12 protein-coding genes are annotated in these 11,962 nt (G+C 68.0%); 3 read left to right on the plus strand and 9 right to left on the minus strand.

Annotated elements, in window-relative coordinates; all coding sequences use genetic code 11:
• Window positions 1–27: 27 nt before the first annotated feature.
• Genes AB0F86_RS19815 through AB0F86_RS19825 form a run of 3 tightly spaced genes read right to left on the minus strand, consistent with a single transcriptional unit; the run spans window position 28 to window position 1,998 of the window.
• Window positions 28–825, minus strand: a complete 798-nt coding sequence (locus AB0F86_RS19815; protein ID WP_225278350.1) for an ABC transporter permease subunit — start codon at window positions 823–825, stop codon at window positions 28–30.
• Between the two features lie 57 nt (window positions 826–882).
• Complete coding sequence (locus tag AB0F86_RS19820) at window positions 883–1,293, minus strand: VOC family protein (RefSeq protein ID WP_225278349.1); 411 nt, start codon at window positions 1,291–1,293, stop codon at window positions 883–885.
• A gap of 57 nt (window positions 1,294–1,350) precedes the next feature.
• The gene (locus tag AB0F86_RS19825) at window positions 1,351–1,998 is read right to left on the minus strand and encodes a TetR/AcrR family transcriptional regulator (RefSeq protein ID WP_356985379.1); all 648 of its coding nucleotides are present in this window, start codon (window positions 1,996–1,998) and stop codon (window positions 1,351–1,353) included.
• Window positions 1,999–2,087: 89 nt separating this feature from the next.
• Between AB0F86_RS19825 and AB0F86_RS19830 the strand changes: the two genes are divergently transcribed.
• Window positions 2,088–3,221: an epoxide hydrolase family protein gene (locus tag AB0F86_RS19830; RefSeq protein ID WP_356985380.1), complete on the plus strand. Its 1,134-nt coding sequence runs from the start codon at window positions 2,088–2,090 to the stop codon at window positions 3,219–3,221.
• 100 nt (window positions 3,222–3,321) lie between these two features.
• Here AB0F86_RS19830 and AB0F86_RS19835 read toward each other — a convergent pair whose 3' ends face one another.
• Window positions 3,322–4,470 (minus strand): GTP-binding protein, encoded by a 1,149-nt coding sequence (locus AB0F86_RS19835; RefSeq protein WP_356985381.1) that lies wholly within the window; start codon window positions 4,468–4,470, stop codon window positions 3,322–3,324.
• Window positions 4,471–4,547: 77 nt separating this feature from the next.
• On the opposite strand from AB0F86_RS19835, the gene thiD reads away from it, so the two are divergent.
• Window positions 4,548–5,396, plus strand: coding sequence for a bifunctional hydroxymethylpyrimidine kinase/phosphomethylpyrimidine kinase (gene thiD, locus AB0F86_RS19840; RefSeq protein WP_356985382.1), 849 nt, complete (start codon window positions 4,548–4,550; stop codon window positions 5,394–5,396).
• A gap of 114 nt (window positions 5,397–5,510) precedes the next feature.
• Here the strand turns inward: thiD and AB0F86_RS19845 are convergent, their stop codons facing one another.
• Window positions 5,511–6,335: a TetR/AcrR family transcriptional regulator gene (locus tag AB0F86_RS19845; protein WP_356985383.1), complete on the minus strand. Its 825-nt coding sequence runs from the start codon at window positions 6,333–6,335 to the stop codon at window positions 5,511–5,513.
• A gap of 42 nt (window positions 6,336–6,377) precedes the next feature.
• On the opposite strand from AB0F86_RS19845, the gene AB0F86_RS19850 reads away from it, so the two are divergent.
• Window positions 6,378–7,013: a class I SAM-dependent methyltransferase gene (locus AB0F86_RS19850; protein WP_356985384.1), complete on the plus strand. Its 636-nt coding sequence runs from the start codon at window positions 6,378–6,380 to the stop codon at window positions 7,011–7,013.
• Window positions 7,014–7,158: 145 nt separating this feature from the next.
• On the opposite strand, the gene AB0F86_RS19855 is transcribed toward AB0F86_RS19850, so the two are convergent.
• The 4 genes from AB0F86_RS19855 to AB0F86_RS19870 form a co-directional block, all read right to left on the minus strand.
• Window positions 7,159–7,773: a TetR family transcriptional regulator gene (locus tag AB0F86_RS19855; protein ID WP_356985385.1), complete on the minus strand. Its 615-nt coding sequence runs from the start codon at window positions 7,771–7,773 to the stop codon at window positions 7,159–7,161.
• A 4-nt stretch (window positions 7,774–7,777) separates the two neighbouring features.
• Window positions 7,778–8,560: an enoyl-CoA hydratase family protein gene (locus tag AB0F86_RS19860; protein ID WP_356985386.1), complete on the minus strand. Its 783-nt coding sequence runs from the start codon at window positions 8,558–8,560 to the stop codon at window positions 7,778–7,780.
• Window positions 8,561–8,802: 242 nt separating this feature from the next.
• On the minus strand, window positions 8,803–9,963 hold the full coding sequence (locus AB0F86_RS19865; RefSeq protein WP_356987226.1) for an acyl-CoA dehydrogenase family protein: 1,161 nt from the start codon (window positions 9,961–9,963) through the stop codon (window positions 8,803–8,805).
• On the minus strand, window positions 9,960–11,957 hold the full coding sequence (locus AB0F86_RS19870; protein ID WP_356987225.1) for a biotin carboxylase N-terminal domain-containing protein: 1,998 nt from the start codon (window positions 11,955–11,957) through the stop codon (window positions 9,960–9,962). Before AB0F86_RS19870 ends, AB0F86_RS19865 begins: the two co-directional genes overlap by 4 nt.
• Window positions 11,958–11,962 lie beyond the last annotated feature (5 nt).

Here is an 11,962-nt window from a genome sequence, read left to right on the forward strand (position 1 = left end):
CCGGTCGCGACGAGATGGACTCGCCCATCACCGCACCCCCGGTCGCCAGCGCAGCGCACGGCGCTCGGCCAGCCGCACCAGCGAATCGGTGAGCAGGCCGAGCAGGCTGTAGACCACCAGCCCGAACACCACGATGTCGGTGCGCAGGAATTCGCGGGCGTTGTTGACGACGAAGCCGAGACCCGCGCTCGCGTTGATCTGTTCGGCGACGATGAGCGAAAGCCAAGCGATGCCGAGACTTTGACGCGCACCGACCAGAATCTGCGGCAGCGCACCCGGCAGCACAAGCAGCCGCAGCCGCTCACCGAGGCCGAGACGAAGGGCGGTCCCGAGTTCGAGCAGCTTCGGGTCGAGCTGACGGATGCCGGAGTAGGTGTTGAGGTAGAGCGGGAAGAACACGCCGAGCGCGATCAGATAGACCTTGGGTTCCTCGCCGATGCCGAACCAGATGATGAACAGCGGGATCAGGCCGAACAGCGGGATGGTGCGGATCATCTGCAGCGGCGGATCGAGCGCGTATTCGCCGATCTTGCTGAGCCCGGCCACCACGCCGAACAGCAACGCGAGCGCCGCGCCGAGCGCGAAACCGTAGAGCGCGCGCTGGCCCGAGACCAGCAGCGCGTCGGCGAGCTGACCGGACCGGTAGATCTCCAGACCGGCCTCGACCACGGCCGACGGCGCGGGCAGCTTCTTCGGTGGAATCCAACCGCTGGTGCTGCCGATCTGCCACAGCAGCAGCAACGCGAGCGGCGCGACCGCGCGCAGCAGGCCGGGTCGGCGATACAGCGGCCGGTCCACAGGTGCGGTGCGCGTTGCGATCGACATGGATGCATGGTGCCCCGCCCCTGTCACGCCACGACAGGGTTGCGATCAGCTCGAGGATTACCCCGCGCGGCTGGAAATCTGCTGCACACCCCACCCGTTGCCGTCGGGATCGCTGAAGAACACGAAGCCGACATTGTCGAGTGGATGCGGTGTGGGCGACGGGTTCACGCCGAGCACCTGCACGTCGGTGACCTCGACGCCGCGGGCTACGAGTTCGGCACGCGCCTGCTCGATATCGGGCACCACCAGCTGCAAGCCCTTCAACGAACCCGGCGGCATCTGTGGAACCGCGCCCTTGCCGATCACGATGGAACAGCCGGAGCCGGGCGGGGTGAGCTGGACGATGCGCACGTCGTCGGAGATCACCGTGTCGTGGTCGACGTCGAAGCCCAGCCGGTTCGCGTAGAAATCCTTGGCCCGGTCGATATCCGAGACGGGAACGACCACTACTTCCAGAGTCCAGTTCACGACGCACCCTCCAAGGTTGGTCTGCCGACTCGCAACGCCGATCAGTGTGCCACCACCTCAGGCTTTTCGCTCCCAACGCCAGGCGAATTCGCCCGGTGCCGGTGGCGGGCCCGGCAGGTCGCCGTCGGCGCGGAGGCCGTCGATCAGCAGGGCGAGGACGCGGCGGCGTAATTCGCCGGTGCGCGCCTGGCCAGGCATGGTTATCGCGGCGCATGCCTCGAGAACCAGGCCGATGTCCAAGGCGCTCACGTCGGCGCGCAGTCGACCGGTGGCGTGGGCGCGGCGGACCAGTTCCTCGGTGACCTCGCCGGAATGCAGCACGTCGGGCAGCATCGCGTCGTCGGGGGTGAAGGTGCCTGCCAACCGCACGGTGAGCGAGTGCACGTCGGCATCGACCACCCGCTCGAGGAAGCCGACGAACCCGCGCCAGCCGTCCGAGTCCTCCAGTGCGGCATCGGCTTCCACGTTGTAGCGCCGTAACCCTTCGTGGCACAACGTGCGCAGCAGCACCTCCTTGCTCGGATAGCGGCGGTAGAGGGCACTGATCCCGACGCCGGCCCGCTCGGCCACCGCGGCGATCGGCGCGTTCGGATCGTCGAGAAACACCGTGCGCGCGGCCTCGAGGATCAGTCCGTCATTGCGCGCGGCCTGCGCCTTGCGACCGGGCAAGCGCGGCTGAGCTGGGGATTCGTTCTGCTTCGGCATGAATATCAGCCTACCACTTGAAACGGAATGATCCGTTCTGTTACGGTTGGAATAGAACGAAGCATTCCGTTTCAACAAGAGGATCCGACATGACCGTCACGCCCTTCCGCATCGATGTCCCCCAGGCCCGGCTCGACGATCTCGCCGCCCGGCTGCGCAACGCGCTCTACCCGGACGAGCTGCCCGGCGTGGGCGATGCCTACGGCGTTCCCGGCGATCGGGTCCGCGCTCTGGCCAAGTACTGGCTCGAAGAATTCGACTGGCGCGCAGTGGAATCCGAGCTGAACGCCTACCCGCAGTTCACCACCGAGATCGACGGCGAGAACATCCACTTCCTGCACATCCGTTCCTCCCGCGCCGATGCGACGCCGGTGATCCTCACCCACGGCTGGCCGGGCTCGATCCTGGAATACGTGGATGTGATCGCGCCGCTCACCGAGCCCGAATCCGCCGAGGATCCGGCGTTCCACCTGGTCATCCCGTCGCTGCCGGGGTTCGGGTTCTCCGGGCCGACCCGCAGCACCGGCTGGAATCGCTACCGCACCGCCCGCGCGTGGGCCGAGCTGATGGCGCGCCTGGGTTACCAGCGCTACGGCGCCATCGGCAACGACGGCGGGTCGATGGTCTCCCCCGAGATCGGGCGGATCGCGCCGGAGCAGGTGATCGGCGTGCACGTCACCCAGCTGTTCTCCTTCCCCTCCGGCGACCCGGCCGAGTTCGAGGGGATGTCGGAGGCGGATATGGCCGCGCTGCAACACCTGCAGTGGTTCCACGAGAACAAGATGGCGTTCAACACCCTGCACAGCCAGCAGCCACAGACCCTGGCCTACGCGCTGGCCGATTCACCGATCGGCCTGCTGGGCTGGAACGCACAGCTGTTCGGTGAATCGATCGACGCGCGGTTCGTGATCGCGAATGTGGCGCTGTACTGGCTCACCGGTACCTCGGGTTCGTCGCTGCGGTTCTACTACGAGGACGCGCACGCGGCCGAGCACCCGAGCACACCGACCACCGTGCCGACCGGATTGGCCATGTTCGCCGGCGACTTCCAGTCCATCCGGCGCTTCGCCGAACGCGACCACAGCAATATCGTCAGCTGGAATTCCTACGACGTGCGCACCGGCGCGGGCGGGGCCAACGATGCCGCCGGGCACTACGCCGCGCACGAGGCGCCGGACGTGCTGGTGGGCGATATCCGGCGGTTCTTCGCCGGCCTGTCCTGAGTCCCGGTGCCCCGGCCCACGCTCCCCTCATCGGTGCGTGGGCCGAGGCCCATTCGAATCATGCACCAGCGCACCGACATGTGCGTAACGAAGTCGGCGATCAGTGGTGTTCGTGCAGGTCGCCCCAGGCGGGGAACGGGTCGTCGTAGGTCGCCCACACGGCCGCCCCCGCGGCGAATTCGGCATCGGTGAGCAGGGCGGCGGTCAGTTCGCGCCGCACCGCCGCCGCGTCGAGCCGCACGCCGATGAACACGATCTCCTGTCCGGCAGGCACCTCGAGCACCGACCACCAGGCGCCCGGTTCGAAGGTGAGGTTGGGTCCGGCCTGCGACCAGATCGCGGCCAACTCGGGGCGGCTGGCGATCCAGCAGAAGCCCTTGCTGCGGAGCATGCCGCGCAGGGTGGTCAGCGCGTCGGCCAGGCGTTGCGGATGGAAGGGACGGTCGGCGGTGAAGGTGAGACTGCTGATGCCGTATTCCTCGGTCTCGGGTGTGTGTCCGCCTGCCAATTCCTCTGCCCAACCCTCGGTTTCGGCGGCGACCACCGGGTTGTAGCGACCGGTGGACAGCACTTCACCCAGGTCGACGACCCCCTTCTCCGTGCGCAGGATGTGGGCGCGTGGGTTGAGCCTGCGCACGGTGGCCTCGACGGTCGCGGCGGCATTCGCACTGACCAGGTCGGTCTTGTTCACCAGCAGTACGTCGGCGAACTCCACCTGATCCACGAGCAGGTCGGCGATGGTCCGCGAATCGCCCTCGCCCGCTTCGAGTTCGCGCTCGGCCAGGGCTTGGCCGCGCACCAGTTCCGCGAGGAACGTCGAGGCATCGACGACGGTGACCATGGTGTCGAGGCGGGCCACATCGCCGAGGCGGAAGCCGTCCTCGAATTCCCAGTCGAAGGTGGCGGCCACCGGCATCGGCTCGGAGATGCCGGTCGACTCGATCACCAACTGGTCGAACCGGCCCTCGCGGGCGAGTCGCGCGACGGCTTCGATCAGGTCCTCGCGCAGCGTGCAGCAGATGCAGCCGTTGGTGAGCTCGACGAGTTTCTCCTCGGTGCGGTCGAGATGCCCCTGACCCGCGACGAGCGCGGCGTCGATGTTCACCTCGCTCATGTCGTTGACGATCACCGCGACCCGACGGCCTTCGCGGTTGGCGAGGATGTGATTGAGCAGGGTCGTCTTGCCCGCGCCGAGGAAGCCGGACAGGACGGTGACGGGCAGGCGGGTGGGCGAATCGGTAGTGGTCACCAGTTAATGATAATGGTTTTCAATTGCTGTAACCGGTTGGGTCCAGGAAATCGGACAGGCGGTCGTAGGGTTGGGGCGTGAAGATGTTGCCGCTCGCCCCCGATGGCCAAACTCCTGTTCGCGCGCTCACCATCGCGGGCACCGACTCCGGTGGCGGCGCGGGCATCCAGGCCGATTCGCGGACCATGGCCATGTGCGGGGTGCACGCCTGTGTCGCCGTCGCGGCGGTGACGGTGCAGAACACGGTGGGCGTCAGCGGTTTTCACGAGATCCCGCCACAGATCGTGGCCGATCAGGTGCGCGTGGTCGTGCGCGATATCGGGATCGGCGCGGCCAAGACGGGGATGCTCGCGTCCACCGCCATCATCGAATCGGTGGCGGCGGTGTGCCGCGAAGTCGGGATCGGGCGGCAGGGAACGGTGCCGCTGGTCGTCGATCCGGTCGCGGCGTCCATGCACGGCGACCCCCTGCTGCACGCCTCGGCGCTCGACGCCGTGCGCACCACACTCATCCCGCTCGCCACCGTCGTCACGCCGAATCTCGACGAGGTGCGCCTGATCACCGGCATCGAGGTGGTCGACGACCCGACCGCCCGCAAGGCCGCCGAAGCCCTGCACGGCCTCGGCGCGCAGTGGGCCATCGTCAAGGGCGGGCACCTGCGCACGTCGGAGACCAGCACGGACCTGCTCTTCGACGGCGACACCTTCCAGGAATTCACTGCGCCGCGCATCGCCACCGGCAACGATCACGGCGGCGGCGACACCTTGGCCGCGGCCATCGCGAGCGCGCTCGCCCACGGGTTCTCGGTGCCCGACGCGGTGGCCTTCGCCAAGGAGTGGACCTACCGCTGCCTGGCCGCGTCTTACGACCTCGGCGCTGGTCACGGGCCTGTGTCACCGTTATGGAGACTCCGCACAGATCGCTAGCGTGGCAATCGAAACTTGTCGGTGGGCAGGTCCATACTGAGGTCATCGCACCCCCACCGGCTCCAACGACGTAGTCGGCGAGAACAACGAGGTTCGTGCCGGGCGCGAGACGTTTCAGGCAGTGATAAAGGCGTCGCGCAATGGCTGTGCGGGGTCGATGCGCACGCCGTTGAAGCGCGCATGAGCTTGAGCCAGGGCCGAGATGCTCTCGGCCAGATAGTCGATGAACCGCTCCACGGGCATCGCCGACACCTCGCGCTGGTTGGCGCCGAGCCACCAGTCCGTCGCCGAGGCGACCGCCCCGAAAATCGAATAGCTCACCAATTCGATGCCCGCCACGTCGACCGACTCGTCCGGCAGCAACCCGGCGATGAACTCGGCGGCGCGCCTGGCCGATTGGCGGGCGGCGGCCAAGGCCCGCTCCGTTTCGCGAGCCTGCTGGCTGAAATGGCTGTGCAGGATGAACCGGAAGACATTCGGGTGTTCCGACACCACCGCCACGTATTCGGCGGCCGCGCGACGCACCAGTTCGGCGGCCGAGTCGTGGGTGAGATCGATCCCGCCGAGCAGCCGCTCCCAGAGCATTTCGCGCACCCGGTCGACGATCGCGTTGTAGAGATCGGTCTTGTCCTCGAAGTGCCGGTACAGCTTGGGCTTTGCGGCGCCCGCCTCCTTGGCGATGTCGCCCATGCTCACGTCCGGGCCGTGCGCGTCGAGGGCACGGAAGGCCGCTTCGACGAATTCGATCCGCACCTGCACACGGTGGGCCCGCCAGCGTTCGGTGCGCGCGTCCACACGCCGGGCTGGGACCTCGTCGGCCTTCCGATGCACGCGCGTCACACTGGCAGTATCGCTGGCCACGCGGCGCGACACGCTGCCACCCCTGAATTTTTGCCGTACCGGCAAGGAAGATTGCCAGTAGACGACATCGGTGTGCACCATCGAGAACATCCGATCAGACCCGCACCATCAGGAGCTTCGATGACCGAGACCACCCCGACCGCCGAACAGTTCTGGGAAGACTTCTACCGGGAGCGCGACCAGATCTGGACCGGCAACGCCAACGCCACCCTCGTCCGCGAAGCCGCCGACCTGACGCCCGGCACGGCCCTCGACCTCGGCTGCGGTGAAGGCGGCGACGCCATCTGGCTGGCCACCCGCGGCTGGCAGGTCACCGCGGTCGACGTGTCGGCCACCGCCATGGCACGGGGCGCGCAGCACGCGGCCGATGCGGGCGTCAGCATCGAGTGGCAGCGCCACGACCTGATGGAAACCTTCCCCGATGGCACCTTCGATCTGGTCTCCGCGCAGTTCCTGCATTCCCCCGTGGAACGCCCCGACGAACGCGCCCGCATCCTGCGCCGAGCGGCCGAGGCCGTGGCACCCGGTGGTTCGCTGATCGTCGGCGGACACGCGGGCTGGCCGACCTGGGCGGCCGACAATCCGCCGCACGCCGTCCACTTCCCTACCATCGACGAGGTGATCGAGCAGCTCGACCTCGCCCCCGGCCAGTGGCAGGTGGAGACGGCCGATTTCGTCACCACGCCGTCGACCAGCCCCGACGGTGTCGCGGGTGAGAGGTCCGACAGCGTCGTCCGCGTACGCCGTCTCGCCTAGCTTCGCTACTCGCCTGGCTGCGCTACCTCGCCTGGCTGCGCTACCTCGCCTAGCTAGCGGAGTCGCCCTGCTAGCGGAGTCGAAGGTGCCACGTGGGTGCCCCACCCGGCGGCGGTCGACCACCGAGGCGACGGCCACAAGGGGTTCAGTGGGCCAGGTTGAGGGCGTCGTGCAGGGTGGCGGCCCACTGGTCGACGATGAGTTTGCGGCGCGCCGAGTCGTCGGTGAGGACGTCGGCGAGGCCGAGACCGCGGGCCAGGTCGAGGGTGGCCTGCACGAGGTGGTGGGTGACCGGGTCGGAGTCGTCGACGCCGAGCGCTTCCACGGCGCGGCGGTGCGCGATGCGGCCGAAGCGGGCCTCGAGCGGGACGATGCGTTCGCGCAGGGCCGGGTCGGCGGCCGCGTGCGTCCACACTTGCAGCGCGGCCTTGAAGAACGGTGTCGTGTAGGACTCGATGAGCGCCGAGACCACGGCGCGGGTGCGGCCGATGCCCTGCGCGACTTCGCGCACCGTTTCGGCTTCGGTCTTGGCCTGGTCCATCCGGAACTCGAACATGTACTCGAGTGCGGCCGTGATCAGGTCTTCCCTGGTCGGGAAGTGGTGCTGCGCGGCGCCCCGCGACACTCCCGCCCGCTCGGCGACCACCGACACCGTCGCGGCGGCCCAGCCCATCTCGGCCAGGCAGTCGATGGTCGCCTCGAGCAGCCGCTGCCGGGTGGCCCGGCTGCGGTCCTGCTTCGGTTCGTGGGGTGTCGCCATGGGCTTATTGTGCCCAGCTCGGCGGACGCTTCTGGAAAAAGGCCGTCATGCCCTCGATCACCTCGGGGGTTCCGAAGAACCCCGCCGAGCGCTGCGCGAGCTCCTCCACCCGGGCGTCGAAGTCGGCGAGCAGCGTCGCGTTGACGAGCTTCTTCGACTCCGCCAACCCCTGCGGCGACCCCTTGCGCAGTTGTCCACACAGGCGTTTCACCTCGGCCGCCGGGTCGCCGGCCGCGATGGTGACCAGCCCGATCTCCCGCGCCGTCGCCGCGTCGAACTTCTCCCCCGTGAGGAAGTAGCGACTCGCCGACCGCTGGTCCATGCGCGGAACCAGCGTGAGCGAAATCATGAACGGCGCCATCCCGATCCGCACCTCGGTGAGCGCGAAACTACTGCTCGGCCCCGCGACAACGAGATCGCAGGCACCGATGATGCCCATACCCCCGGCGCGCACATTCCCGTCGATCCGCGCGATCACCGGCTTGGGCGAGGTGAGAATCCCGCGCAACACGTCGATCATCACCCGCGTCCGCTGGTCGGCGGCCACCGCCGGATCGACGGTACTCGCCTCCTTGAGGTCCGCACCGGCACAGAACGTGTCCCCGGTGTGGGTGAGCACGATCCCGCGCACAGCCGCATCCCCCGCAGCCCGATCGAACCCCTCGAGCAGCTCACGAACCAGCTTCGAGGACAACGCATTCCGGTTGTGCGGCGAATCGAAGGTCAGCGTGGCGAACCCATCGACCACCTCATAACGCACATAAGGCGCATCAGCCGATTCACTCATCGAAACAACTCCCATTCAGTCGCCACTAAATCCGCCATGACCGCACTCCCAACCCCGCACGACCCGACCTCGAGGAGGGTCCGCCGCGAAGCGGCGTAGCGGCCCGGCCGCGAGTTAGCCGCCGTTGCGCATGCGCGAAGCGCGAGCAACGGTGGCTAACTCGCGGCCCTCCAGGGGCCGCGCTCGAGCGCGCCAGCGCTCCAATAAACACAGCCCCAATACCTCCTTCAAACACAAACCAATCAGTAGGACCGCGGCAGCCCCAAAGAGTGCTGAGCCACGAAGTTGAGGATCATCTCGCGGCTCACCGGCGCGATCCGCATGATCCGAGCCGCCTGCAACATCGCCGACAGCCCGACCTCCTTGGTCAGACCCGAACCACCGTGAGTCTGGATCGCCTGATCCAACGCCTTGATACTGGCCTCGGCGGCAGCGTACTTGGCCATGTTGGCCGCCTCGGCAGCCCCGAACTCGTCACCCGCGTCGTAGAGCGTCGCGGCCTTCTGCATCATCAGCTTGGCCAGCTCCAACTCGATCTTGATCTGCGCCAGCGGATGCGAAATGCCCTGGTGCGCACCGATCGGCGTCTTCCAGACGGTGCGCTCCTTGGCGTATTCCACCGCGCGGTCGATGGCGTAGCGGCCAAGGCCGATGGCCATGGCCGAGCCCATGATGCGCTCGGGGTTCAGCCCGGCGAACAGCTGGGCCAAGGCCGCGTCCTCGGAGCCGACGAGGGCGTCGGCGGGCAGGCGCACGTCGTCGAAGAACAGCGTGAACTGGTTGTCCGGCTCGATGACGTCCATCTCTTGGACGTTCTTCACCAGGCCGGGCGCGTCGACGGGGACGATGAACAGCGCGGGCTTGAGCTTGCCGGTCTTGTGGTCCTCGGTGCGCGAGACCACCAGGATGGCCTCGGCCTGATCGACACCGGAGATGAAGATCTTGCGGCCGTTGAGGATCCAGTCGCCGCCGTCACGCCGCGCGGTGGTGGTGATCTGGTGCGAGTTGGAACCGGCGTCGGGCTCGGTGATCGCGAAGACCATCTTCGACGAACCGTCGGCGAGCTTGGGCAGCCAGGTCTGCTTCTGCGCGTCGGTGCCGTACTTGGTGATGATGGTGCCGCAGATGGCCGGGGACACCACCATCAGCAGCAGGCCCGCGCCCTGGGCCGAGAGCTCTTCCTGCACCAGCGCCAGCTCGTACATGCCCGCGCCACCGCCGCCGTACTCCTCGGGCAGGTTCACGCCGAGGAAGCCGAGCTTGCCCGCCTCATCCCACAGTTCGCTCAGCGGCTCGTTCTTGCGCGAGAGCGGCAGCACGTAGTCGCGGTAGTTGTACTTGGTCGCCAGCGAGGCGACCGCCGCACGCAGCGCCTTCTGCTCTTCGGTTTCGTGGAAGCTCATGCCTGCTCCTGCTCTTCTTCCTCGACGACGGCGAGGACAGTTCCGACCTCGACCTGCTGGCCGACGGTCACGTTCAACGCACTGAGAACGCCGGTGGCCGGCGCGACGATGGTGTGCTCCATCTTCATGGCTTCCAGCCACAGGATCGGCTGGCCCTGGGTGACCTGGTCGCCCTCGGCCGCGCCGAGCCGGATCACGCTGCCGGGCATGGGCGCGAGCAGCGAACCCGCCGCGACCTGCTCGGACGGGTCGGTGAAGCGCGGCAACCTGCGCACGGCCACCGGGCCGAGCGGCGAGTCGACGGCAACCAGGTCGTCGTAGCGGGCGATCTCGAACTGGCGGCGCACCGGCCCACGTTCACCCGGCACGGCGAGCACGACCCGGTTCGGCGTGGCCGAGATCAGTTCCAGGCCCTCATGGCCCTCGACCGTCACGGCACCGGACCGGTCGAACCGGTAGCGCACCTCGTGCGTGCCGCTGGTACGGCTCTCGTAGGACTTGCGCTGCGGCTCCGACGCCAGGTTGCGCCAGCCACTGGGCGCCAGCCTGCCGAAGCGGTTGGCGGCGTGGTTGGCGGCCGAGTCCGCGAGCGCGGCGGCGACAATCGAGAGCGCCTCGTCGGCCTCGGACGCCAGCGGCGCGGACAGCACGGCCAGGTCGTGGGTGGCGAAGAAGGCGGTGTCGGTGTCACCGGCGAGGAACGCGGGGTGCCGCAGCACGCGCACGAGCAGGTCGCGGTTGGTGACCAGGCCGTGCAGCTTGGCCCGCTGGAGCGCGGTGGCGAGCAGATGCGCTGCCTCGGCGCGGGTTTCGGCGTAGGAGATGACCTTGGCCAGCATCGGGTCGTAGTGCACACCGACGACCGAACCGTCGACGACACCGGTGTCGAGGCGGACGCCCGGCTGCTCGAGCACAGTGAATTCGCCTGCGGTGAAGGGGATCTCGATCTTGTGCACGGGACCGCTCTGCGGCTGCCAGTCGTGCGCCGGATCCTCGGCGTAGAGCCGGACCTCGATCGAGTGGCCGCGCTGGGCGGGCTGTGTGGCGGGCAGCGGCAGACCGGACGCCACCTGCAACTGCAGGCGGACCAGATCGAGGCCGGTGGTCTGCTCGGTGACCGGATGTTCCACCTGCAGACGGGTGTTCATCTCCAGGAAGAAGAAGTCGCCCTTCTCGTCGGCGAGGAACTCGACGGTGCCCGCACCCTCGTATCCGATCGCCTCGGCGGCCAGCCGGGCCGCCTCGAACAGGCGATCACGCATGCCGTCGATCTTCTCGACCAGCGGCGAAGGCGCCTCTTCGACGACCTTCTGATGACGACGCTGGATCGAGCACTCACGCTCACCGACCGCCCAGGTCTTGCCGAAAGTATCGGACATCACCTGCACTTCGATGTGACGTCCGGTCTCGAGGTAGCGCTCGCAGAACACCGTCGGATCGCCGAAGGCGGACTCTGCCTCGCGCTGTGCGGCGGCGATCTGGTCTTGCAGATCACCCAGCTCACGCACCACACGCATGCCGCGACCACCACCACCGGCGGAGGCCTTGATGAGCACCGGCAGGTGCGCCTCGGTGACCTCGGCGGGATCGAGCTCGGCGAGGACGGGAACGCCCGCGGCGTCCATCATCTTCTTCGACTCGACCTTCGAACCCATCTGCTCGATGGCGGCGACCGGCGGGCCGATCCACACTAGGCCCGCGTCGAGCACCGACCGCGCGAATTCGGCGTTCTCGGAGAGGAATCCGTAGCCGGGGTGGATGGCGTCGGCACCGGCCGCGAGCGCGGCTTCGATGATCAGCTCGCCGCGCAGGTAGGTCTCGGCCGGGGTGTTGCCGGGCAGCCGGATGGCGGCGTCGGCCTCGGACACGTGCGGAGCCGCGGCATCCGCGTCGGAGTACACCGCGGTGGTACCGATACCCATCCGACGGCAAGTGGCGAACACGCGGCGCGCGATCTCACCACGATTGGCAACAAGAACATTCGTAATGGCCATGTTGT

Origin of the sequence: Nocardia sp. NPDC023733 (assembly GCF_040639775.1) — a bacterium.
Taxonomy (GTDB): domain Bacteria; phylum Actinomycetota; class Actinomycetes; order Mycobacteriales; family Mycobacteriaceae; genus Nocardia; species Nocardia rosealba.

Bases quoted from the DNA above. Each gene is read 5' to 3' on its own strand.
- AB0F86_RS19815 (WP_225278350.1), bottom strand. From the start codon at position 825: ATGTCGATCGCAACGCGCACCGCACCTGTGGACCGGCCGCTGTATCGC.
- AB0F86_RS19825 (WP_356985379.1), bottom strand. From the start codon at position 1,998: ATGCCGAAGCAGAACGAATCCCCAGCTCAGCCGCGCTTGCCCGGTCGC.
- AB0F86_RS19830 (WP_356985380.1), top strand. From the start codon at position 2,088: ATGACCGTCACGCCCTTCCGCATCGATGTCCCCCAGGCCCGGCTCGAC.
- AB0F86_RS19850 (WP_356985384.1), top strand. From the start codon at position 6,378: ATGACCGAGACCACCCCGACCGCCGAACAGTTCTGGGAAGACTTCTAC.
- AB0F86_RS19855 (WP_356985385.1), bottom strand. From the start codon at position 7,773: ATGGCGACACCCCACGAACCGAAGCAGGACCGCAGCCGGGCCACCCGG.
- AB0F86_RS19860 (WP_356985386.1), bottom strand. From the start codon at position 8,560: ATGAGTGAATCGGCTGATGCGCCTTATGTGCGTTATGAGGTGGTCGAT.
- AB0F86_RS19865 (WP_356987226.1), bottom strand. From the start codon at position 9,963: ATGAGCTTCCACGAAACCGAAGAGCAGAAGGCGCTGCGTGCGGCGGTC.
- AB0F86_RS19870 (WP_356987225.1), bottom strand. From the start codon at position 11,957: ATGGCCATTACGAATGTTCTTGTTGCCAATCGTGGTGAGATCGCGCGC.